Origin of the sequence: Streptosporangium sp. NPDC049046 (genome assembly GCF_040649155.1) — a bacterium.
GTDB lineage: Bacteria > Actinomycetota > Actinomycetes > Streptosporangiales > Streptosporangiaceae > Streptosporangium.
The window spans coordinates 227,094-249,413 of record NZ_JBEZEZ010000004.1 but is presented as its reverse complement, the minus strand read 5'-3'; the positions used below and the strand labels follow the sequence as shown (position 1 = coordinate 249,413).

Sequence of the window (22,320 nt, the reverse complement as noted above, 5' to 3'; positions counted from 1 at the left end):
CCGGAGCCAGATTCCCAAAGCTTTTCATCAAAAGGTGCATACCCCTCCGGGTTGGAAGTAGCACCCCATGTGGTCATTATGTGGTCGTTTTGAGCACTCCCGGTCGGCTATGACGCCGCCACCCCTGCAGGGTCCGGGAGCCCGGCCTCACTCGCTGTGCGTGGTCTGCGGGGTTTTTTTGGTCGAGCCCTTCGCCACGCTGGGGTCGCCCGCGGCGAACGCCTCGGCGACCTTTCCTCCGATGCGTCCGCGCTCGCTCACCTCGATCCCGTGGGACTTCGCCCACGCCCGGATCTCGGCGCTCCGCTCACGGTTGCCGCCGGAACCCTTCGACCTGCCCTTGCGGCCCATGGAGGTGCTCGCCTTGCGGGCGGCGGACTGGAACGGTCTGAGGGCCTCGCGAAGTTTCGTGGCGTTCTTCGAGCTCAGGTCGATCTCGTAGGCGGTGCCGTCGAGGCCGAACGAGACGGTCTCGTCGGCCTTCTTACCGGTGATGTCATCGGTGAACGTGACGACTTGCTGACGTGCCATTGTGTGACTCCTTAATCTTGGCGCCGGAGCGTGCGGCCGTGAACCCGGCCGACGATGGTCCCGCGTCTCTTCCCCGCGCGTAAAACTCTAGTCCCTCCTTTCGTTGTCGCGCCCAGGAAACCCCTGTTCGCCGGAGATCCACTCTCTCAGGTTAATTACTCGAGGTCGAACTCCGGCGTCTCCACGTCATTGGTAAATGCTTCCCGTTCGCGGGGCATTAAAAACGACGACGACACCGGGACCCCTTGGCGGCTTGTATGCCGGGCTCTGTCGGCTGCCCCGGCGGGCTTTACCGAAGGAGGGCCGGGGCGCTTTGGAGTTTCGTGACCTCCGGGTGGTTTCCATCCTGGCCGCCCGGAAAAAAATCGACTTCCACCACTTCGGGCACTCCGGTGCGTCGTTCGGCCGCGGTTCGTTTCCCTGGCTCCGTGGCGCCGGAGGCGCCGGCCTGCCGCGGCGGTCCTCTCGGCCGGCAGACAGGTTCTTTCGCTCCCTTTTCGCTGCTCACGGTACTTGTCACACCGAGACCGTACGGAAGGGACGAGGGGTGGGCCAGGTCGGGAGAGGTGGAAGGAGAGGCTTCGCGCGGGTCGCGCCGGACGCTCGGCGGACAATTCGCGCACGCCGGAAGTTCGTAACCGAGCGCGTTCCGGGATTCCGGAGGACAAATGGCTTCCCCGCCCCCCGGAATGCGCGCCGCCCGTGCACGGGTTTCAGGTGTCCGGTATCGGGCGCCTTCGAAGGCGCCGCCGGTACGTTGCCGATCACATTGAGGTGTGATCTCGACACTCTCCGGTAAGGCAAGACTCGCCTTGCGGACCGTATGATTCCGGGCGTCTCGCATTGCGGGAGAGGGGGGACGGCGGTGGTCGTTTGCTCCTTGGCCGACATTGGCCCGTTCCATCACCCGGATCAATCGCGCGGCCTTCCCCGAATTGTTCGCGAACCGATCGGAGATCGGATAGGCGTATTGACCGGATCCCGGCGTTCCCGGTTCGGCCGGACCTCCGGGGTCCGGGGCCCGGCCGTCCGGCCCGATCACCGGATCGCCCGGACGTGCTCACCGGGGACTCCCCTCCGGCCCGCCCGGCGGCCGGGAGGTCCGCCGGTCCCGGGCCTCGGACGGGCTCCCGAACCCTCGGCCCTTCGCTCCGGAGTCCCGGGAACTCCAGGAGCCCGAACAGTCCCGGCGGCTTCGGCAGGAGTCCTCGGCGTCGGTGGCCGTCGCCTGCCGTGCGGACGAGAGCGGATTTGTCGGTAGCGATCTCTACCGTCCGGCTCATGACGAACGCAGTGCAGGCCTACGCCTATGCCGGCCCCTCCACACTCGCCGACGGACATCTGGGCCTGTCGACATCCGGTGGCCGGACCACGTCGGGGTTTCTCGACCATCCCCGCTTCTTCAGCGGAGTGCTCACCCAGGCCGCACCGGCCGCGACCGGCCTGCTCGCGGTCGCCGACGTGGCATTGGCCCGCTACCACCGGCCGCAGCCGGGATTCACCCGCGATCCGGTCGTGACCTGTGGTGGCGACCGTCTTCGATTCGAGTCCTTCTCCGCCTGCGGTGGCGTCTACGCCCGGCTGGACGTGCTCGGCCCCGCCCTCGACGGTGAGATCTTCGACCGGGGCACCACCAACGTGGACGTCAACAACCCGCTGCGTGAGGCACTGGCCAGGGTCGGCGCCCGTGACCCGCTGCACGTCGGGGTCGGCCCCGACGAGCTCACCGTGACCACCCTGGACGGCGCGGTCGTGGAGAAGAAGGTGCCGCTGCCCGACCGGTGGCTGCGCGGTTTCGCGGAGGTCCAGGTGATCGCCTCCGGATTCGACCTGCGTGCCGAACTCGCCGGGCCGCAGGCCGTCAGGTTCCTGCGCGGCCTGCCGAAGCGGGCGACGGCCGAGGTGTGGGCGGTCCCCGCGGGCAGGGAACTGAGACTTTCGGAGCGGGCCGTACCCGGTGGGGTCCATCTGGCCGGGGCCGGCAGGCTGGCGACGATGATGCCGTTGTTGCGCTTCGCCAAGGCTCTGCGGGTGTACGGGCCGACGGACGGCTCGGGGGCGAGCGCCTGGGAGCTGGAACTGCCCGGTATGCGGTACACGCTGGTGCTTTCTCCGCAGGCTTGGCGCGGTTTCTCCGGGGAGGGAGCCGTCCTGGACGATCTTTCCTCGGACGTGGTGGCCGGCGACGCCGACCTGGTCGGCGTCCTGCTCGACTTCGAGCCCACCCTGGAACTCGGCCTGCTCGCCGAACGCTCCGGGCTCGCGCCGGAGCGGGTCCGGGCCGCGCTCACCCAGCTCGGCACGGCGGGCCGGGTCGGCTACGACCTCTTCGAGGCCGCGCACTTCCACCGCGAGCTGCCCTACGACCGCGACCACGTCGCGGCGCTGAACCCCAGGCTCGGCTCCGCCCGCGCCCTGGTGGCCTCCGGCGCCGTCCGCCTCACCGGTGCCGATTCGGCCGAGGTGACCACCGGAGGCGGTGTCCGCCTGGTGCGGATGGCGGAGGGGTCGTGCACCTGCCCGTGGTGGTACGACCACCGGGGCTCGCGAGGCCCCTGCAAGCACGTGCTCGCCGCCCGGATGGCCGCCGGCACCCCGGACGCCTCTCCGGTGGCGCCGCTCTCCCACGTCGGGGAGGACTCCCGATGACGGTCTGGGACGAGGTCCGCGACCTCATCGACAACGGTGGCCTCGACGAACTCGCGGCCCGGATGGCGGGGCTCGACGCCGCCGGGCGCAAGGAGGTCGCGAAGGAACTGCCGGGACACCTCAGGTCGGTGCGTCTCGGGACGGACGACTTCGAGCGGTGGGAAAGCCGGGGCGCGCGGAGAGAACGCCTGCGGGTGGCGGGCGCGGGCTCGCTCGGTGGCGCGGCGGCCGTGGCCACCTGGCTGAACCGCCGCGAATTCGCGTTCTTCAGCTGGGAGAGGCCGGGCGACACCGACGCCCTCATGACGGTGATCTCCGCACGGGAGCCCGAGTGGCAGGCCGATCTGGTCACCCGGCTCACGCTCCGGATCCGCGACCGGACCTCACCGGGGGTGCCGCTGGCGCTGAACCTGCTCCGCCGTACCGGCGTGACCCCGCCCGAGCACGACCCGCTCGTGCTCGGCTGGCTCGCCACGCCGCCCAGTGCGAGCAGGCTCCGCAGGGATCCGCTCTTCGACACCCTGCTGCCGAGGATCTTCGAGGCGCAGGGCGTGGGCCGCGCCCTGCGCGAGGAGCGAAGCACCCCGCTGCGCTCCGACTCCTGGCTCGGTGCCCTGGCCATGCTGGGCGGCGAAGGGCGGGCGAGCCGCGAGATGCTCGTGAACGGCTGCGTGAGCCGGTTCCTGCGCGGAGGGGACGCCGTCGACCTGCGGTTCTTCGTCCGCCTCCACGAGCTGCTCGATCCCACGTACGCGGAGGTGGAGGCCCGCGCCCGCGACTACCTGCGCCTGCTGCCGGCCGCGCCGGGGCCGGTCGCGGAACTCGCGCTCAGGCACCTGCGCCGCCTCGACCACCTCGACCCGGCCGACGTGACCGAGGCGCTGGAGGGCGTGCTGTTCCGCGCCGAGAGCGGGCTGGTGCGCACCGGGCTGACCTGGCTCGACCAGACTCTGCGGCGGTCGCCGGAACGGGCCGACGAGCTGGCTCCGGCTCTCGCGTCCGCGTTCGGACACGAGGCGTACGCCGTACAGGAACGCGCCACGCGTCTCGCGGCCAAGCACGCGGCACACCTCACCCCGCTCGGCGCGGAGACGCTGCGCTCGGCGCTGGACGCGCTCCCACCCGACCTGAGACGGCTCCTCGCCGAGACGGTCGGGGGAGAGCCGGAGCCCGAGGCCGAGCCGGAGGTCCTCGTCCCGCCGCCGCTCATCCCACCCGATCCGGTAGGAGCCTTCCCCGACCCGCCGGGCACGGTCGCCGAACTGGTCCGCGCGGGCTCGTCTCGCGACTGGCAGGAGGCCGAGCGGTGGCTCGCGGGCTTCGTCCTGCTCGCGGCGGAGGACCGCGAGGCGCTGCGCGCCGCGCTCAGCGAGAGCGTCGACCGGATTCACGAGCTCTACCGGAGGGAGGACTGGTACGCGCCGCACGACTGGTTCACTGCGATCGCCGCCGAACTCGTCATCCCCGGCGCCGACCCCGGACCGGCGGTTCGGGAGGATCCCGAGGTTTCCGAGGGGTGGACCTTCGGGAACGTCACGACCGGTTCGGGGAGCCTGGGCGGCTGGGAGATGTTCCTCGGTGATTTTCTCGCCGGAGCGCGCGACCAGATCATGCGGGTCCTCGCCGGAGTCGGCGAGGGCGGCGGGGCGGCAGGACCGGGGGAGGCGTACGGCGCCGCCCGGGAGCTCAGACCCGACCGGCTCCCCGGTGAGCACGACGTCTCCGCGCCGCACCGGTTCGTGCTCCGGCGGTGCGCGGAGGTGCTCGCCGCGCTCAGGGCGGGAACGCTGCCGCCGGTCCTGCTCGCGACCCCGACCGCCGCCACCGGTCACCTCGATCCCGCCGTCTTCCTCACCCGGCTGGAGGCGATCGAGGCCACCGGGGCCGAGCCGCTGCCCGCCGACTTCCAGCAGGCGCTGCTGCGGTTGCCGGCGACCGTGGAGCCCGAGGCGGTCGTCCGGGCCGGAGGGCTCACCTCCGAGGCCGGGCGCCGGGCGGCGCGGTGGCTGGCGGAGGGGCCGGTCGAGGTGGAGACGCGCGTCCGCTGGACGTTCAGCGAGAACGGGGTTCGCTACACCGACGAACACGAGCCGCCTCCGGGCGCCCGCCTGAATCCGGTCCCCCGGGTGCGGGCCGAAACGACCGGCCTGCCCTTCGTCGACGAGCTGCTCGGCGAGGTGCCGAGCAGCCACGGGGAGATGCATGGCCAGTGCCTGGGCTGGTGGCCCGCCGTCCTGCCCTCGCACCGCGACGTGGTCGCCGCCGGCTATCTCCCTCATCTGCTCCACTCCTGGTACCGGCCCGGGGTCCAGTCGGAAGACGTCGAGGCGCTCACCGCCGGTGAGGGGCCGGCCGGTGAGCCGATCGCGCTGCTGCTCGCCTTCTTCCTCGCCCAACGGGATCCGGACCGTGGCGTGCGGCTGGTACTGCGGATGGCGGCGAGGGGGGACCTGCCCGCGGACGCGCTCGGCAGGCAGCTCGCCCTGCTCACGGAGCGGACCTGGGTGAAGCTGCCGCACGCGGTGGCCGGGCTTGGGCGGGCGGCCGGGCAGGGAGCCCACCGAGAGGTCTGGCAGGTGATCCGGGCGGCACTGCCGCACGTGTTGCCGGGGGAGGGGGAGCGGCCGCGCTCGGGCGCGACCGAGCTCGTCGCCCTGGGCGTGGAGGTGGCAGGCCGGGCCGGGGCGCGAGGAGAGATCACCGGGCTCGCCCCGTCGTCACGCCGTTCCTCGTCGGGGTTCGGCCGCCAGTGCCGCCGCCTGCACGACTATCTCGTACGGTCCTGAGTCCGTCCGCTCGGGGCGGGGGTGGCGGGACGGTGGCCGGGCGGACGCCGTCCCGTCGCGTGTGCGGAGAACGCCGAGAACGCCGTGGCGACGAGCTTGCGGATCAGCACCGTGAGCGCCGCGGTGATGATCGCCGCCCAGGTCTGGGCCTGGGAGAGGCGCAGGAGCCCGGCCGCGAGGAGGAAGTCGAGCAGCACTCCCAGAGCGGTGCCGGCGGCGGCTCCGGAGAGGAGGACGGCGAGCGCCGCGGCCAGTCCCATGACGACGATGAGGGGGACGAGCGTGCGGGCGAGGTCAGTCATTCCCCGCACCGGGCGGGACGCGCCCGCCGGGGTCGTCCGGCGAATCCCGCCCGCCGGGGACGGCCTGCGAGGCGCCCCCGCGTGCCTCGCTCATCGTGCGTCCCTCCCGCTGGATCTCCTTGTTCAGGAAGAAGTTCAGGGCGGTGCGGATGGCCGCGATCGCCGCGAGCTGTCCGATCTGCGGGAAACTCGGCGCGATCGCCGTGCGCAGCACGTCGCTCGCCAGTTGGAACTCCAGGCCGAGCGCGAGGAAGCGTCCCAGGAACAGCCGCACCGCGATGAACCCGTCCTCGTGCCGCCGTACGGCCACCAGCACGAACCGCACGAACGCGATCGCGGCGCCGACGAAGATGACGGCCGCCCCGGCCGCCTCGACGAGGCGTACCAGCAGGTCGACGAGCCGCCGGAGGGTCTCCTCCGGTAGAAGATCGGGCATGCGCTGCTGGTACCCCGCCGGATCCCGGCCCATGCACCCGCGGTCGCCGCCCGGTTCGCGCCGCCCGGAGGCGGAGAGTGGCGCGAACCGGACGCTCGCGTCGCCCTCCCCCAGACTCCCTCCGGCCGATCGGCGGCGCTCGGCCCGCCGTGTCCGTCGAGTGCCCGTCAGAGGTAGAGGCCGGTGTTCTCCTGGGGGGCCGGTGCGTGGTTGATGACGCCGTCGCGGAGGGCGAAGAGCTCGGCGAGGGTCGCACCGGAGGGGGAGAGTCCTTCGCCGGTGCCGAGCCAGCGGGCGGCCTCGTCGTGGGGGAAGGCGCCGACCTCGATCTGGGCGAGGCAGCGGCCGGGACGGGTGACGGCAGGGTGGAGGTGGGCGAGGTCCTCGTTGGTGGTGATGGCCACCAGGACGTCGCGGCCCTGGCCGAGGAGCCCGTCGGTCAGGTTGAGAAGGCGCGACAGGCCCTGTCCGGTGGCCTCCTTGGCGCCGGACCTGATCAGTTCGTCACAGTCCTCCAGCACCAGGAGCCGCCACCGATCTCCGCTGTCGCCTCCGCCGTCGTGGTCATGGTCGTCGGAGCCGACAGCGACCTCCATGAGGTATCCGGGGGAGTGGAACAGCTGCTCGGGGTCCAGCACGCAGTCGACCTGGCACCACGACCGCCACTCGTGGGCGAGCGTGCGCAGCAGCGTCGTCTTGCCGGTGCCCGGCGGCCCGTGCAGCAGGATCAGCCGGCCGTGTGCCTCCGAGGGGGTGACGGACATCAGCCGAGACAGCGGTTCGCTCACGGACCTGGCGTAGTTGCCGGCGACCTCCGCCCAGGGAGCGGCGGTGATCGGCTTCTCCGAGCGGCGGCTGCCCCGGGGACCCTGCCACCAGAAGCCCATCGTGACGTGGTCGCTCTCGGGGGCGGGCTCCTCTGCGTCCCTCGTGATCTCCTCGATCACCGAGCGGGCCAGGCCCTCGTCGACCGCGGTCACGCTGACCGTGGCGGCGCGGTTGCGGTAGCGGATCACGCGCAGGGTCCAGCCCTCTCCGCACAGCAGCCGCGAGTCGCGGCCGTCCTTCTCCGAGGCCGCCCTGACGAGCCTTCCCGAGGCGGGGGCGAGAGAGGCGTCGGGACGGACCCGCTCCAGGTTCGCGGTGCGCGACCAGGGCTGGGCCCCGGTCGCGAAGGGGGACAACGCGAGGGCGTCGATCACGTCCACCGCCGCGTCGCCGTCGTCGAGCCAGATCTTCATCGGCAGCTCGACCGGGCGCGGCTCCGGCTGGAAGTCGACCTCCTTGAGTACGGACATGGCGCCAATGATCCTCGCGGGACGCTCTGCGGTCGAAGGGTTTTCGCGCCGGACTCAGGAGGCCGCCGAGGAAGCGGGGACCTCGGGGGCGGTGCGGAGCAGGGCGTCGACCAGAGGGCTCGGCGGGCGGGTGAGCGGACCGGTGAGGACGAGGGCGCGGGTCAGGGACGGCTTCAGCGGGATCATGACGAGCCCGGGGGTGAGGAGGCCGCGGCCGAGGTCGGGAACCGTCGAGACGCCGATACCGGCGGCGATCATTCCGATGAGTGTGCCGAGCTCGCGCACATGCTGGGCAGGGGCGTAGGGGACACCCGCCATGGAGCACAGCAGTCGGGTCTGCGGCTCGCAGCCCCCCTTGGAGACGAGCAGCGGATCCTCCGTCAACTCGGCCATCGTGATGTGTTCCTGACCGGCGAGGGGGTGATCGGTGCGGACCACGGCGTGGAAGGCGTCGCGGCCCACCACCACATGCGCGGGAGGAGGGGGCAGCGGATCGACGAGGACGGCGGCGTCGACGACCCCGGTCTCCAGCCAGGGAGACAGCTCGTCGTCGTCACCCTCGAAGACCTGCACCTCGACACCGGGGAGTTCCGCGCGCCACGTCCGCATGAGCTGGGGGAGCAGCCCGCAGCAGACCGTGGGCGGGGCGGCGACGCGGACGACTCCGGTGTGCTGTCCCAGGTGTGCGGAGACGGCCTCGTCGATGGCGGACACCGAGGCGAGCGCCGCCTGGGCGTGCGGCAGGATCGTCGTCCCCAGGGCGGTGGGTCCCACGCCTCCGTGCCGCAGCACCAGCGGTGCGCCGAGAGCGCGCTCAAGTGCGGCGAGCGCGTGGGAGACCGCCGACTGGGACATGCCCAGCTCCTCGGCGGCCGCGCCGAAGCCGCCGTTCGCGATCACGGCGGCGAAGACTCGGAGTTGCGCGACCGTGGCCCTCATGAGGACATCTCATCACACCGCCGGGGCAACTCATTGGACACATGCTCAGCGCCTGATGAGACTGCTCCGGTGACCCGTGAAAGAACCTTCCCGGCAGCTCCGCGGGTGCGGGCGGCCGACGCCGCGCCGCTCCCGGCGAGCAGGTCGGTGCTCGCCCGATATCTCGCGCTCGCCCTGACCTGGGGGGCGAGCTTCCTGTTCATCAAGGTCGCTCTCACCGGCCTGTCTCCCGTCCAGACGGTGCTGGGCCGTCTCACGCTGGGAGCGCTCACCCTCAACGCGATCATGCTGGTCACCCGCCGGAGCTGGCCGAGGCAGCCGAGACTCTGGGCGCACCTGGGGGTGGTCGCGCTGCTGCTGTGCGTGGTGCCGTTCCTGCTGTTCGCCTGGGCCGGGCAGCACATCCCCTCGGGGCTCTCCAGCATCTACAACGCCACGACGCCGCTGATGACGATGTTCGTGACCCTGGCCGCGCTCCGCCAGGAACGCCTGGACGCGGCGGGGGTGCTCGGCCTGCTGCTGGGCGCGGCCGGTGTCGTCGTCGTCCTCGCCCCGTGGAACCTGAGCGAGGCCGGCCCCGGATGGGCGCAGGCGGCCTGCCTGGGGGCGACGTTCTGCTACGGCCTGGCCTTCGCCTACACGCGGCGCTTCGTGGTCTCCTACGGCTACGACGCCCCCACGATCGCCGCCGCCCAGATCAGCGTGGCGGCCCTGGTCATGCTCGCGCTGAGCCCGCTGCTGGCAGGCGGTCCGGTGCGCCTGGACCTGCCCGTCGTGGCGAGCATGGCCGCCCTGGGCGTCCTGGGTACGGGGCTCGCCTACATCTGGAACACCACGGTCATCGCCCGTTGGGGGGCGACGGCCGCCTCGACGGTGACGTACCTGACCCCGCTGGTGGGGGTCGTCCTCGGGGTGCTCGTCCTGGGTGAGACGCTGACGTGGAACCAGCCGCTCGGCGCGGTGATCGTCGTCATCGGCATCATGACCGGTCAGGGCCTCATCGGTTCCTGGTCAGGTCGCCGGTCTCGGTGACCAGCTCGGGGCCGGGAACGTCCTTCCAGGTGTAGGTCAGGGCGTCACCTTTGCGCCTGAGCCACACCGTCCCGGGGACGCAGCCGGTGCCGGAGCCGAGGGTGAAGGTCAACTCCTCGGCGGTGACCTTGGCCAGGGTGATCCGCCCCTTGCAGCCGTTGACCGGTTCCGCCCATTCGGCTCCGTCGTCGCCCTTTCTGAGCGTGACCTCGATCCGCTTCTCGCCGGGGGAGAACGGGTTGGTGGAGGTGACGCCGTCACCGGCCCACGCTCCGGCGAAGGAGGCGGGGATCTCGACCCCGTTCCCCGGCGGGGCCGACCTCTCGGTGCCGGAGGGTTCCGGAGTGGACGGGGCCTCGCCTCCGGACGGCGACGACGGCGACGACGGGGACGGCGGGGGGGACGGTGTCGCCCGGCCGGAACCGTTGACGCCGGTCTCGGGGATGCCCGGAATGAGCCAGGCGGCGACCCCCGCGGCGATCAGCAGCGACACCGTGACGAGGGCCGCGCCGGTGACGGCGCCCCGCCGGCCACGGCGGGATTCCCGGGTCGTGAGCGCCGACCGTCCCGGAGGGGCGGCGATCCGGCTGCCGATCCTGGCCAGATCCTCGGTGGACTCGGCGGAGGGGTCGGCGGCGACCGGGTCGACGAGGCCGACCATCAGCGCGCGGGCCGTCGGACGGCGGGCGGGATCCTTGTCCAGGCAGGAGGCGATCAACCCGGCGAAGGCGGGGGGCAGGGGCGACAGGTCCGGGTGGTGGTTGAGGATCCGGTTCAGCACGGCCGGCACGGTGTCGGCGCCGAAGGGAGGGCTGCCGCTCGCCGCGCAGAGCATGGTGGCCGCCCAGCCGAACACGTCGGAGGCGGGTGAGGCGGGAGCCCCGCCGATCTGCTCGGGGGACAGGTAGGCGGGGGTGCCGATCAGGCCGGAGGCGGTCGTGGCCGCGCCCTCCGCCCTCGCGATGCCGAAGTCGACCACCCTGGGGCCGTCGGGGCCGAGCAGCACGTTGGCGGGCTTGAAGTCGCGGTGCACCACCCCGGCGGCGTGGATGGCCGTCAGCGCGGTCGCCGTACCGACCACCAGGCGTTCCAGTTCGCCGCCCCGCAGTGGGCCCCGCTCGCGGATCCTCTCCTCCAGCGAGGGGCCGTCGACGAACTCGCTGACCACGTACGGGAGGGGGCCGTCCACGGAGGCGGTCAGCACGCGCGCCGTGCAGAAGGGCGCGACGCTCTCCAGGGCGGACAGTTCGCGGGCGAGTCGCGCCCGCGACGCGGTGTCGCCGCGGAACAGCACCTTCACCGCAACCCGCTCGCCGCTGGGAGCGTGCGCGAGGTAGACGACGCCCTGGCCGCCCTCACCGACTCTCCCGGCGAGCTGGAACGCGCCGAGCCGAGCCGGGTCGTCAGGGGTGAGGGGGGTCACGACCATGGGGGAAGGCTATCCGTCTTGTCGGTGATGTGAAGTGTGATGGGTGAACGGGGGACACGGAGGAGAAAGGAGAACCACCCGGTTCGGGGCGGCGTGCCGGATGCCTGGCTCGCCGGTGCCCCACGGCGTTCGCGCCGAGGGGAGAGGAACCTGGAAAAGGGGAAGCGCGCTCCCACCTCGACGGGGCTCGCCGAGCCTCGCGGACCGGGGGAGGGTGCGGTTTAGAGGGCCCGGCAGGGGTTAGGAGAACGGCTGTTTCGCTACCCGACGACCATCCGGAGTGCTTCCCCCATCACACCGCGGCAAGGGACCAATTGCTTTAACGGCCTTATTGGTGCCGTGTCAGCCATTACGCTCCGGTAGGGCAATATCACTCAGACAGTGGAGACGTTTCGTGGCCATCGATCTCGTTACTCGCCGTGAGTGGGGCGCCCGCCAGCCGCGCGGTTCCTACAGCAAGCTCAACTCCACCAAGGGAGTGAAGGTCCATTACACGGGTGGCCAGGTCAGCCCGGACATCGTGAACGACCACGCCAAGTGTGTCGCGTTGGTGAAGTCCATCCAGAGCCACCACATGGACGGCAACGGCTGGATCGATGTCGGATACTCCATGCTGGTCTGTCCGCATCGGAAGGTCTTCGAGGGGCGCGGCGTGCGCAACGTCCCGGCCGCCAACGGCGCCGGGCTCAACAGCGACCACTACGCGGTGCTCGGGCTGGTCGGCTCCTCGGGATTCACCAAGCCGACCGACGACATCCTGCACGGCATCCTCGACGCCATCGAATACCTCAGGGACAAGGGCGGGGCGGGCAGGGAGATCAAGGGGCACCGCGACGGCTACTCGACCAGTTGCCCCGGCGAGCCCCTGTACGCGTGGGTCAAGCGCGGCGCCCCACGCCCCGGCGGGGCTCCCAACCCGCCCGAACCTCACCCCTCCTTCCCCGGCCGCATACTCAAGCAGCCGCCGGTCATGCAGGGGGAGGACGTCCGCACCTGGCAGCGGCGGATGCGCGACCGGGGCTGGGCGATCGACGTCGACGGCCTGTACGGCCCCGCCTCCAGTGAGGTCTGCAGGAAGTTCCAGAAGGAGAAGGGCCTCGCCGTCACCGGCGCCGTCGACCGGACCACCTGGGACGCCGCCTGGCAGGAGCCCGTCACCTGACCGTCGCGTGACCGGCTCCCCGGTGGCGCGCCTCGCCGTCGCCACCGGGGGCGGATCCCGAGATCGGCCTCCTTGCCCGCACCCCCTGTCGACGCCACACCGGCGCGGATCACGCCGGTCACGAGTCACGCCGAACCCCCTGCCCGAACCCCCTGTTGACCCCAGTGTTGGTATTCGTCCGGGGGGCGGGGGAAGTTCTCGGTGGCGCGACGCTTAGGATCCGGTGCATGACCGTGCCGCCTGAGGAGTCTCGATCGGCCGCCGAGTTCCCACCGGTCACCCGTGACCGGTGGCGGGAGCTCGCGCTCGGGGTGCTGCGCAAGTCCGGGGTCGAGACCGACTCCCCGGAGGAGGCGCTGGCCTTCACCACCTACGACGGCGTGACGATCGCGCCGATCTACGACGCGTCCGACCTGCCAGGTGATCCCGGCCTTCCCGGAGCCGCGCCCTACGTCCGCGGCTCCCGTCCCGAGGGCGGCTGGGAGGTACGGCAACGCCACGAGATACCCGATCCCGAGGCGATCCTCGCGGATCTGGAGAACGGCGTCGACTCGCTGTGGCTCGCCCTCGACCCGGAGGATCTGCCACGCGCGCTGGAGCGGGTCCACCTGAACCTGATCTCGGTCACGCTCGACGCGGGCAAGCGGACCCGCGAGGCGGCAGCGGCGCTTTTCGCGCTGGCCGGGGAGCGGGAGGCCGCGGCGCCCGGCGGCGGGCCGGGAACGCCGGTGTCCGGCGACGGACCGGGTGCTACCTCCGGTGCCACCGGCCGCGCGGCCGATGACGGACCGGGGAGGCTCACCGGGAACCTGGGCGCCGACGTCCTCGCCGACGCGGACACGGCGATCGAGCTGGCCCGCCGCTGCGTCGCGGACCATCCGGGCCTTCGGGCGGTGGTCGTGGACGCCACGCCGTACCACGACGCGGGGGGCGGCGACGCAGAGGAGCTCGGCTGCTCCGTCGCGGCGGGGGTCGCCGCGCTGCGTGCCCTGACCGGCGTGGGTCTGACGATGGAGCAGGCGTTCGGGCAGCTGGAGTTCCGCTACGCCGCCACCGCCGACCAGTTCCTCACCATCGCCAAGCTCAGGGCCGCCCGCAGGCTCTGGGCGCGCGTCGCCGAGGTGTGCGGCGTCTCCGGCGTCTCCGGCGTCTCCGGTGTCTCCGGCGCGGCGCAGCGGCAGCACGCGGTGACCGGTTCGGCGATGATGACCGCCCGCGACCCGTGGGTGAACATGCTCCGCACCACGCTCGCCTGCTTCGCGGCCGGTACCGGCGGGGCCGACGCGGTGACGGTGCAGCCCTTCGACGCCCGCCTCGGCCTGCCGGACGCCTTCGCCCGCCGCATCGCGCGCAACACCCAGTCGCTGCTCGTGGAGGAGGCCGGGGTGGCCCGGGTGATCGACCCGGCCGGGGGCTCCTGGTACGTCGAGCGGCTCACCGAGGACCTCGCGGTCAGGGCCTGGGAGTGGTTCCAGGAGATCGAGCGCGCCGGGGGGATGGCCGACGCGCTCGCCTCCGGGTTCGTCGCGGGACGGCTCGCGGCCACCTGGGAGCGGCGCGCGGCCGGAATCGCGAGGCGCCGCGACCCGATCACCGGCGTCAGCGAGTTCCCCGACCTGGCCGAGCGGCCTCTCAGCAGGCAGGCCAGGCCCGGCGAAAGCACCGGGGTGCACTACGCGCAGGAGTTCGAGGCGCTGCGCGACCTGGCGGACGCCCAGGAGACCCGGCCCAAGGTCTTCCTGGCGACCATCGGTCCGGTGGCCTCGCACACCGCGAGGGCGTCGTTCGCGGCCAACCTCTTCCAGGCGGGCGGTATCGCCACCGTGACCGGCGGCGCCGTCACGGATCCCGGCGAGATCGCCGCCGCGTTCGCCGCCTCCGGGGCGAGGATCGCCTGCCTGTGCTCCAGTGACCGGCTGTACGCCGGGCACGCCGAGGCGGTGGCCGCCGCGCTGAGGGGCGCGGGGGCGGTAAAGGTGTGGCTGGCGGGGAAGGGAGATTACGAGGGTGTGGACGGCTGTCTCTACGCGGGATGTGACGCGCTCGGCGTGCTCCGGACGACCTTCGACGATCTGGGGGTGGCTCGATGATTCCCGACTTCTCCGGCATTGAGCTCGGTGCGCGACCGGCGGCCCCCGGCGAGCACCCGGCGGACCCCGCGGCTCCTGATCCCGGCCTGGAGGACTGGGCGCGATCCGTTCGGGAGGCCACCGGGAGCGATCCGGGGGACCTGCTGTGGGAGACGCCGGAGGGCATCGGCGTCAAGCCCCTCTACACCGCCGCCGACCTGACCGGGCTCGACTTCCTGGAGACCTACCCCGGCGCGGTCCCCTACCTGCGCGGCCCGTACCCGACCATGTACGTCAACCAGCCGTGGACCATCCGCCAGTACGCCGGATTCTCCACCGCGGCCGAGTCCAACGCCTTCTACCGGCGCAACCTGGCCGCCGGGCAGAAGGGCCTGTCGGTCGCCTTCGACCTGGCCACCCACCGGGGCTACGACTCCGACCACCCCCGGGTGGCGGGGGACGTCGGCATGGCGGGCGTGGCCATCGACTCCATCTACGACATGCGGCAGCTGTTCGACGGGATCCCCCTCGACAGGATGAGCGTGTCGATGACCATGAACGGCGCGGTGCTCCCCGTGCTCGCGCTCTACGTCGTGGCCGCCGAGGAGCAGGGGGTGGCCCCCGAGCAGCTCGCGGGGACCATCCAGAACGACATCCTCAAGGAGTTCATGGTCCGCAACACCTACATCTACCCGCCGGGCCCCTCGATGCGGATCATCTCCGACATCTTCGCGTACACCAGCGAGAAGATGCCGAAGTTCAACTCGATCTCGATCTCCGGATACCACATCCAGGAGGCCGGGGCCACGTGTGACCTGGAGCTCGCCTACACCCTCGCCGACGGGGTGGAGTATCTCCGGGCCGGCGTCGAGGCGGGCCTGGACATCGACAGGTTCGCGCCGCGCCTCTCGTTCTTCTGGTGCATCGGCATGAACTTCTTCATGGAGGTCGCCAAGCTGCGGGCGGCGCGGCTGCTCTGGGCGCGGCTGGTGTCCGGGTTCGGGGCGAAGAATCCCAGGTCGCTCTCGCTGCGGACCCACTCGCAGACCTCCGGCTGGTCGCTCACCGCCCAGGACGTCTACAACAACGTCGTCCGCACCTGCGTGGAGGCGATGGCCGCCACCCAGGGGCACACCCAGTCGCTGCACACCAACGCCCTCGACGAGGCGCTCGCCCTGCCCACCGACTTCTCCGCCAGGATCGCCCGCAACACCCAGCTGCTGCTCCAGCAGGAGTCGGGCACCTGCCGGGTGATCGACCCCTGGGGCGGCTCCTACTACGTCGAGCGGCTCACCCACGAGCTGGCCACCAGGGCGTGGGGCCACATCGAGGAGGTCGAGGCCGCCGGGGGCATGGCGAGGGCGATCGACCAGGGCCTGCCGAAGCTGCGCATCGAGGAGGCCGCCGCCCGCACCCAGGCGCGCATCGACTCCGGGCGCCAGCCGGTCATCGGCGTGAACAAGTACCGGCCGGACGCCGACGAGCCCATCGAGGTGCTCAAGGTCGACAACACCTCGGTACGCGCCCAGCAGCTGGAGAAGCTGCGCCGCCTGCGCGAGGAGCGCGATCCCATCCGGGTGGAGGAGGCTCTCACCGCGCTGACCAAGGGCGCGGCGAGCGACGGGAACCTCCTCGCGCTGTCGATCGAGGCGGCCCGCGCCATGGCCACGGTCGGGGAGATCTCCGACGCGCTGGAGCGGGTCTTCGGGCGGCACGCGGCGCAGATCCGTACGATCACCGGGGTCTATCGCGAGGAGGTGGGATCCGGCGTGGACGGAGTTCGCGCGGCCTGCGCCGAGTTCGAGCGGCTGGAGGGCCGCCGTCCCCGCATCCTGGTGGCGAAGATGGGCCAGGACGGTCACGACCGGGGCCAGAAGGTGATCGCGACGGCCTTCGCCGACCTCGGCTTCGACGTGGACGTCGGCCCGCTGTTCCAGACGCCCGACGAGGTCGCCCGTCAGGCGGTCGAGGCCGACGTGCACGTGGTCGGCGTGAACTCGCTCGCCGCCGGGCACCTCACGCTCGTGCCCGCACTCCGCGAGGCGCTGGCCGCGCTGGGCGCGGAGGACGTCATGATCGTGGTCGGCGGGGTCATCCCGCCCGGTGACTTCGACGCGCTGCGCGCGGCGGGGGCGAGCGCGATCTTCCCGCCCGGCACCGTGATCGCCGACGCCGCCCGGGGACTGCTGGCGGACCTGCTCACCCGGCTGGGCCATGACGCGGACGCTTGACGACTACGTTCAGGGAGTGAAGGAGGGGTCCAGGGTCTGGATCGCGCGGGCGATCACGCTGGTGGAGTCCTCCAGGGCCGATCACAGGGACCTGGCCCAGCGGCTGCTCGCCGAGCTGACGCCGCTCTCCGGCGCCGCGCGCAGGGTCGGCATCACCGGCGTGCCCGGTGTCGGCAAGTCCACGTTCATCGACGCGCTCGGCACCCGGCTGACCGGGGAGGGGCATCGGGTGGCGGTGCTCGCCGTCGACCCGTCCTCGACGCGTACGGGGGGGAGCATCCTGGGCGACAAGACAAGGATGTCCCGCCTGGCGGTCGACCCGGCCGCCTTCATCCGCCCTTCGCCCACCTCGGGCACCCTGGGCGGGGTCACCAGGGCGACCCGCGAGGCGATGGTCGTGGTCGAGGCCGCCGGATACGACATCGTTCTCGTGGAGACCGTCGGCGTCGGCCAGTCGGAGACCGCCGTGGCCGACATGGTCGACACCTTCCTGCTGCTCACCCTGGCCAGGACGGGCGACCAGCTCCAGGGCATCAAGAAGGGGGTGCTGGAGCTGGCCGACGTGATCGCGATCAACAAGGCCGACGGCACCGAGGGCAGCTCCCACGAGCTGGACGCGCGCAAGGCCGCCAGAGAGCTCGCGGGAGCGCTCCGCCTGCTGGGCGCGGGGCGGACGCCCCCGGTGCTCACCTGCAGCGGGCTGACCGGCAAGGGGCTGGACGAGCTGTGGCGGCAGGTCGTCCACCATCGCGACGCCCTGGAGGCCTCGGGGGAGCTCGCCGAGCGCCGTCGCCGCCAGCAGGTCCGATGGACCTGGGCACTGATCACCGACAGGTTGCTCACCCGGCTCCGCGAGCACCCCGAGGTCGCGGCGATCGTCGGCCAGGTGGAGCGCGACGTCCAGGAGGGTGTCCTCACCCCGTCGCTGGCCGCCGACCGCATCCTCGCGGCCTTCGCCAAGGGCGCCTGAGCGCTCGGGGAGCCTGACAGCTCGGAGCTGAGGACCCGCGGTCACACTGAGTAATGCCAGGTCATCGCATGATTAGCGGCTGATCCACTAATTAAGGCGCTCATGTTAAGCGCATGTTAACGAGGATCATGCCGGAAAGTGGTGGGCTTTATATGCTATACACCCTTGATCACTTCTGGTGAGTCATGTGATACTTTGTGCGAAGATTAACTAATGTTGTGATGTGATGCGCTTTAGCGTGTAAAACACAGAATGAGACAGGCGAGGAGGCTCGGAGCGTCCCAGGTGGATTGTCGGCCGAGCGGTCCTGTTCCGTTGGCTGACCAGTCCTGATTCGCGCCCCGGGTGGGAACGGGACACGTGGGGTGTCCCCGTTTTCGAACACCGCCGCGCTCACCCGCGCGGGCGGTTGTCTCGTGCTGCGCGAATTCACGTCACGCGAGGTGGGAGATGTTTGCCTATGTCCATGGACGTGCACGTCCGTGCCGGTCGCCGGGCGAGATCCGTTCCGATGCGCCGAGCCCTGCCCAAGCTTCTCCGCGAACCGGCGGGGGCGCTCGCCGGGTTCGCACGGGAGGCGCGAGGTGAGATCGTCCGGCTGGAGTTGGGGCCCTTTCGCCCCTATCTGATCACGCACCCCGACCACGTCCAGCAGGTGATGCGCGTCGAATGGACGAAGCACCAGCGCCTGGGAATGTTCTGGCGCCCGCTGGAGCGGCTTTTCGGGCACAGCATCATGAGCGACGGCGAGCACTGGCAGAACAGTAGGAAGGTCCTGCAACCCCTGTTCACCACGCGGTACATCGCCACGATCGCCGATGAGGTGTCCAGGCGCGTCGCGGGGCGCGTCGAGGAATGGGACGAGTACGTGCGGTCGGGGCAGGACTTCGACGCGGCCACGGAGATGTCCAGCATCCTCAGCTACATCGTCAACCGGGTGCTGTTCGGGGACAAGCTGAACCGGGAGGACGGGGAACGCATCATCCCCGCTTTCGAACAGGCGTCCTATTCGCTCGTCTACCGGATTCTCATGCCTTTCATGCCGTATTTCATGCGGATCCCCGGCGACAGGACCTTTCTGCGGGCCGTCCAGTCGATCGACGACGTGGTGTTTCCCGTGGTGAGAAAGGCGATGGCCCGACCCGACGACAGCGTCGACGTCATCTCCGTGCTCTGCCGGTCCGTCGACGAGAACGGTGACAGACTCACCGAGAAGCAGATCCGCGACGCGCTGGTCAGCGTGTACGCCGCCTCGTCGGAGACCACCGCGATGGTCCTCACCTGGCTGTGGCTCCTCCTCGAGGAGCACCCGGACGTGGAGGCCAGGCTCCGGGCGGAGATCGACGAGGTGGTGGGCGAGGGGCCGGCCGTCCCCGAGGACATCCCCCATCTCGTCTACACGCGCATGGTCCTGCAGGAGACACTCCGCCTGTACCCGGCGGGCTGGTTTCTCCCCCGCAGGGTCATGGAGGACACGGAGATCGGCGGCATCCGGATCAAGGCCGGATCGTCGGTGCTGGTCACCCCGTACGCCACGCAGCGACTGGAGGAGTTCTGGGAGCGCCCGGACGAGTTCGACCCCGAGCGGTTCGCGCCCAGCAGGTCCGGGGGCGAGGAGCGCAGGCACAGATACTCCTACTTCCCCTTCGGGGGCGGACCGCACAGGTGCCTGGGCGAGCCCCTGTTCTACGTCGAGGCACCGCTCCTCGTCGCGAGCATCCTCAGCCGGTTCCGCATGTCGGTGCGCACCCCGGGCCCGTTCGACACCGGCTGGGCCGCCTCGCTGCGTCCCCGGAAGAAGGTCTCGCTGGGCGTGTCCTTCAACGGACGTGACCGGAGCGGGGCCCTGCGATGACGCTCCCGCCCGATCCGGCTGTCCGGCCCGATTCCGGGCTCCGCTCCGATCCGGACGTCCGGCCCGTCCCCGGTGCACGGCCCGATTCCGGCGTCCTGGGGAACGCCAGGGAGGCGGGGGCGATCTGCGCCCGCGCCGGGCGGTCGCAGCGGGACATGCGCGAGTGGGCGGAGACCTATCCCGGCCTGTTCTCCGCCAAGCCGTTCGACGCGGCCCTGTACAGCACGCTCTCACTGGCCATGGCGTTCGGCGGCCCCTGGTTCGGCGCCGAGCAGTTGCGGATGGCGAACAAGGTCTCCCTCTGGGCGTTCGGCCTGGACTGGCTCGTCGACTACGTCGCCACCTCGCTGCCCGAGGTGCGGGCCATCGCCAGGAGGTGCCTGGACGTGGCGGACGGGGCCTCGCCGGTCCCCGACGACGACCTGACCCGCATGCTCGGCGACATCCGCGACGAGCTCGCGGCCTCGCCCGCGTTCCCCGAACTCGGGCCGGTCTGGCGCGACGAGCTGGAGCGCATGCTGGACGGGATGCTCACGGAGTGGCGCTGGAAGACCGACAAGGTCACGCCGACCTACGAGGAGTACCTCGGCAACGCCGACAACCTCGGCTTCTCCTACGCGTTCGCGGCCCACTGGATCCACGTCACGGGCCCCGGCGCGGTCGCGGACGTCGACGCGCTGCGCGAGGCGGGCTGGGCGGTGCAACGGGTCATCCGCCTTCTCAACGACCTGGGCACCTACGAGCGGGACGTCGCCTGGGGAGATCTCAACGTCCTGCTGCTCGGTGTCGGCCGCGCCGAGGTGGAACAGCGGATCGCCGGGCTCGCCGCCCGCAGCCGGGAGCTCATCGCCCCGCTACGGACCGCCCATCCGGAGCTGGCGGGCTACATGGAACGCCAGATGGACTTCTGCGCGGGTTTCTACCAGGTCGGCGACTACTGGGGGACGTTGTGAGCGTGGACGGCCTGCTGACCATCACGGAATCGGGCACGGAACCAGGCACGAAGGCGGGCACCGGGATCCGTACGGAGGATCACGCCGGGATCGACGTGGTCGCCGAGGCGCGCGAGCTGGTCGCCGGACTGTCGGCCGAGCCCTGGGGGCAGGTGTCCGCCTCCCCGTACGAGACCGGCCGGGTGGTGAGCCTGGCGCCGTGGCTGGCAGGGCACACCGCACGGGTCGAGTTCCTGCTCGACACCCAGCGGCCGGACGGTGGCTGGGGGTGTTCCGGCGACCACGCCCTCGTCCCCACGCTGAGCGCGGTCGAGGCGCTCCTGGTCGAACTCGGGCGCGAAGGCTCCTCCGACCGCGCCCTCCTCGCCAAGGCCGTGGAACGCGGGCTGGAGGCCATCGGGGACCGGTCCTTCCAGGTCGGCTGGCCACCGGACACGCCCGCGGTCGAACTCATCGTCGCCTCCCTGTTCGCCCTGATCGACGGTCACCTCGACGGGGAGGGGCCGCAACCGCCCCTGGGCACGGGCGGCGCCAAACTGACGGCCGTCAGGGCGTGGCTGATGTCGGGCGCGCCGATCCCGCAGAAACTGGTCCATGCCCTCGAGGTCGCGGGCCCGGAGGCGATAGCCGCCTCGGGAATCCTTCCCACGCCGATGCCCGGCGGGATGGCGGCCGTGGGAGCCTCGCCCGGGGCGAGCGCGGCCTGGCTGGCCTCGCCGCCCGAGGCCGGACCCGGAGCCGAGGATCGCGCGGCACGCAGGACGCGTGACGAGACGGCCGTCCGGCGGTATCTGGAGGCCGTCGTGGCCTCCTCCGGCGGTCCCATGCCGTGCACCCTCCCCATCGCCGTGTTCGAGCGCGGCTGGACGCTGAGCTGGCTGCGGCGTGCGGGGATCCCGCTGGACGTGCCGCCGCGACTGGTCGCGAGCCTGCGGGACGGCCTCGGCCCCGAAGGGATCGCCACGGGGCCGGGTCTGCCCGCGGACGCCGACACCACCTCCGTCGCCCTGTACGCGCTCGCGCTGCTCGACGAGCCGCGCGAGCCGGAGGGGCTGTGGCCGTTCGAGCTGGAGACCCACTTCTGCACCTGGCGGGGGGAGGAGGGGATGTCCCCGACGACCAACGCGCATGTGCTCGACGCCTTCGGTGAATACCTGCGCCGCCGTGGGGGAGAGCCCCGCCACGCGGCCGTCGTCGCGAAGCTGTCGGCATGGCTGCGTGACCGCCAGGAGGCGGACGGCAGCTGGACGGACCGCTGGCACGTCTCTCCGTACTACGCCACGGCCTGCTGCGCGATCGCGCTGCGCGAGTTCGGCGGCGGGGAGTCGGCGGGCGCGGTGGGCGGTGCCGTGGACTGGGTGCTCGCCACCCAGCGCGGGGACGGGTCGTGGGGCCGATGGGAGGGCACCGCGGAGGAGACCGCCTACGCGCTGCAGATCCTGCTGCTGACCGACGCCACGCGGGACGGGCGATGGAGACAGGCCGTGGAACGTGGATACCGGCACCTGCTGGCCGCCCGTGGCGGCGAGGCGCCGTCGCTCTGGGTCGACAAGGACCTGTATCTGCCGATGGCGATCGTCAGGGCGGCAGTTCTGGGCGCGCTTCACCTGGCGCGACGTGCGCTCGCCATTCCCGAGGACGACTCGTATTGAGAATTGACCGTGAATTCAAAACAGGA

At 71.5% G+C, this 22,320-nt stretch carries 16 protein-coding genes; 10 read left to right on the top strand and 6 right to left on the bottom strand.

Translation table 11 applies throughout. From position 1 onward, the window contains the following. Positions 1–147 precede the first annotated feature (147 nt). A complete protein-coding gene (locus AB0B96_RS07510) occupies positions 148–531 on the bottom strand; it encodes an Lsr2 family protein (protein WP_362897069.1) in 384 nt (127 codons plus the stop codon). Between the two features lie 1,281 nt (positions 532–1,812). Between AB0B96_RS07510 and AB0B96_RS07505 the strand changes: the two genes are divergently transcribed. After that, positions 1,813–3,180, top strand: a complete 1,368-nt coding sequence (locus AB0B96_RS07505; protein WP_362897068.1) for an SWIM zinc finger family protein — start codon at positions 1,813–1,815, stop codon at positions 3,178–3,180. Next, positions 3,177–5,966 (top strand): DUF6493 family protein, encoded by a 2,790-nt coding sequence (locus AB0B96_RS07500; protein ID WP_362897067.1) that lies wholly within the window; start codon positions 3,177–3,179, stop codon positions 5,964–5,966. The genes AB0B96_RS07505 and AB0B96_RS07500 overlap by 4 nt, the downstream gene beginning before the upstream one ends. Here the strand turns inward: AB0B96_RS07500 and AB0B96_RS07495 are convergent. From AB0B96_RS07495 to AB0B96_RS07480, 4 genes are all read right to left on the bottom strand, one after another. Next, complete coding sequence (locus AB0B96_RS07495; protein WP_362897066.1) at positions 5,948–6,268, bottom strand: hypothetical protein; 321 nt, start codon at positions 6,266–6,268, stop codon at positions 5,948–5,950. The two genes, AB0B96_RS07500 and AB0B96_RS07495, sit on opposite strands and share 19 nt — an antisense overlap. Continuing rightward, positions 6,261–6,704 (bottom strand): DUF1622 domain-containing protein, encoded by a 444-nt coding sequence (locus tag AB0B96_RS07490; protein WP_362897065.1) that lies wholly within the window; start codon positions 6,702–6,704, stop codon positions 6,261–6,263. The genes AB0B96_RS07495 and AB0B96_RS07490 overlap by 8 nt, the downstream gene beginning before the upstream one ends. Positions 6,705–6,871: 167 nt before the next feature. After that, a complete protein-coding gene (locus AB0B96_RS07485) occupies positions 6,872–8,002 on the bottom strand; it encodes a DUF5925 domain-containing protein (RefSeq protein ID WP_362897064.1) in 1,131 nt (376 codons plus the stop codon). 54 nt (positions 8,003–8,056) lie between these two features. Next, positions 8,057–8,941 (bottom strand): LysR family transcriptional regulator, encoded by an 885-nt coding sequence (locus AB0B96_RS07480; protein WP_362897063.1) that lies wholly within the window; start codon positions 8,939–8,941, stop codon positions 8,057–8,059. A 69-nt stretch (positions 8,942–9,010) separates the two neighbouring features. On the opposite strand from AB0B96_RS07480, the gene AB0B96_RS07475 reads away from it, so the two are divergent. After that, positions 9,011–9,973 (top strand): DMT family transporter, encoded by a 963-nt coding sequence (locus AB0B96_RS07475; protein WP_362897062.1) that lies wholly within the window; start codon positions 9,011–9,013, stop codon positions 9,971–9,973. On the opposite strand, the gene AB0B96_RS07470 is transcribed toward AB0B96_RS07475, so the two are convergent. Beyond that, positions 9,939–11,402, bottom strand: coding sequence for a serine/threonine-protein kinase (locus tag AB0B96_RS07470; protein WP_362897061.1), 1,464 nt, complete (start codon positions 11,400–11,402; stop codon positions 9,939–9,941). The genes AB0B96_RS07475 and AB0B96_RS07470 overlap by 35 nt on opposite strands. 394 nt (positions 11,403–11,796) lie before the next feature. Here AB0B96_RS07470 and AB0B96_RS07465 point away from each other — a divergent pair, with 394 nt between their 5' ends. The 7 genes from AB0B96_RS07465 to AB0B96_RS07435 all read left to right on the top strand — a co-directional run bounded on the left by AB0B96_RS07465 (position 11,797) and on the right by AB0B96_RS07435 (position 22,294). Next, a complete protein-coding gene (locus AB0B96_RS07465) occupies positions 11,797–12,564 on the top strand; it encodes an N-acetylmuramoyl-L-alanine amidase (RefSeq protein WP_362897060.1) in 768 nt (255 codons plus the stop codon). Between the two features lie 227 nt (positions 12,565–12,791). Next, a complete protein-coding gene (locus AB0B96_RS07460) occupies positions 12,792–14,654 on the top strand; it encodes a methylmalonyl-CoA mutase family protein (protein ID WP_362897059.1) in 1,863 nt (620 codons plus the stop codon). Then, the gene (scpA, locus tag AB0B96_RS07455; RefSeq protein ID WP_362897058.1) at positions 14,651–16,864 is read left to right on the top strand and encodes a methylmalonyl-CoA mutase; all 2,214 of its coding nucleotides are present in this window, start codon (positions 14,651–14,653) and stop codon (positions 16,862–16,864) included. Before AB0B96_RS07460 ends, scpA begins: the two co-directional genes overlap by 4 nt. Then, positions 16,848–17,834, top strand: coding sequence for a methylmalonyl Co-A mutase-associated GTPase MeaB (gene meaB / locus AB0B96_RS07450; protein WP_362897057.1), 987 nt, complete (start codon positions 16,848–16,850; stop codon positions 17,832–17,834). Before scpA ends, meaB begins: the two co-directional genes overlap by 17 nt. 466 nt (positions 17,835–18,300) lie before the next feature. Beyond that, complete coding sequence (locus AB0B96_RS07445; protein WP_362897056.1) at positions 18,301–19,689, top strand: cytochrome P450; 1,389 nt, start codon at positions 18,301–18,303, stop codon at positions 19,687–19,689. Next, on the top strand, positions 19,686–20,642 hold the full coding sequence (locus AB0B96_RS07440) for a terpene synthase family protein (RefSeq protein ID WP_362897055.1): 957 nt from the start codon (positions 19,686–19,688) through the stop codon (positions 20,640–20,642). Before AB0B96_RS07445 ends, AB0B96_RS07440 begins: the two co-directional genes overlap by 4 nt. Before the next feature lie 2 nt (positions 20,643–20,644). Beyond that, a complete protein-coding gene (locus tag AB0B96_RS07435; protein ID WP_362897054.1) occupies positions 20,645–22,294 on the top strand; it encodes a prenyltransferase/squalene oxidase repeat-containing protein in 1,650 nt (549 codons plus the stop codon). Positions 22,295–22,320: the final 26 nt, after the last annotated feature.

Excerpts from the sequence above, each read along its gene's own strand:
- AB0B96_RS07510 (WP_362897069.1), bottom strand. The coding sequence starts at position 531 with ATGGCACGTCAGCAAGTCGTCACGTTCACCGATGACATCACCGGTAAG.
- AB0B96_RS07505 (WP_362897068.1), top strand. The coding sequence starts at position 1,813 with ATGACGAACGCAGTGCAGGCCTACGCCTATGCCGGCCCCTCCACACTC.
- AB0B96_RS07500 (WP_362897067.1), top strand. The coding sequence starts at position 3,177 with ATGACGGTCTGGGACGAGGTCCGCGACCTCATCGACAACGGTGGCCTC.
- AB0B96_RS07495 (WP_362897066.1), bottom strand. The coding sequence starts at position 6,268 with ATGACTGACCTCGCCCGCACGCTCGTCCCCCTCATCGTCGTCATGGGA.
- AB0B96_RS07490 (WP_362897065.1), bottom strand. The coding sequence starts at position 6,704 with ATGCCCGATCTTCTACCGGAGGAGACCCTCCGGCGGCTCGTCGACCTG.
- AB0B96_RS07485 (WP_362897064.1), bottom strand. The coding sequence starts at position 8,002 with ATGTCCGTACTCAAGGAGGTCGACTTCCAGCCGGAGCCGCGCCCGGTC.
- AB0B96_RS07480 (WP_362897063.1), bottom strand. The coding sequence starts at position 8,941 with ATGAGGGCCACGGTCGCGCAACTCCGAGTCTTCGCCGCCGTGATCGCG.
- AB0B96_RS07470 (WP_362897061.1), bottom strand. The coding sequence starts at position 11,402 with ATGGTCGTGACCCCCCTCACCCCTGACGACCCGGCTCGGCTCGGCGCG.
- AB0B96_RS07460 (WP_362897059.1), top strand. The coding sequence starts at position 12,792 with ATGACCGTGCCGCCTGAGGAGTCTCGATCGGCCGCCGAGTTCCCACCG.
- scpA (WP_362897058.1), top strand. The coding sequence starts at position 14,651 with ATGATTCCCGACTTCTCCGGCATTGAGCTCGGTGCGCGACCGGCGGCC.
- meaB (WP_362897057.1), top strand. The coding sequence starts at position 16,848 with ATGACGCGGACGCTTGACGACTACGTTCAGGGAGTGAAGGAGGGGTCC.
- AB0B96_RS07445 (WP_362897056.1), top strand. The coding sequence starts at position 18,301 with ATGGACGTGCACGTCCGTGCCGGTCGCCGGGCGAGATCCGTTCCGATG.
- AB0B96_RS07440 (WP_362897055.1), top strand. The coding sequence starts at position 19,686 with ATGACGCTCCCGCCCGATCCGGCTGTCCGGCCCGATTCCGGGCTCCGC.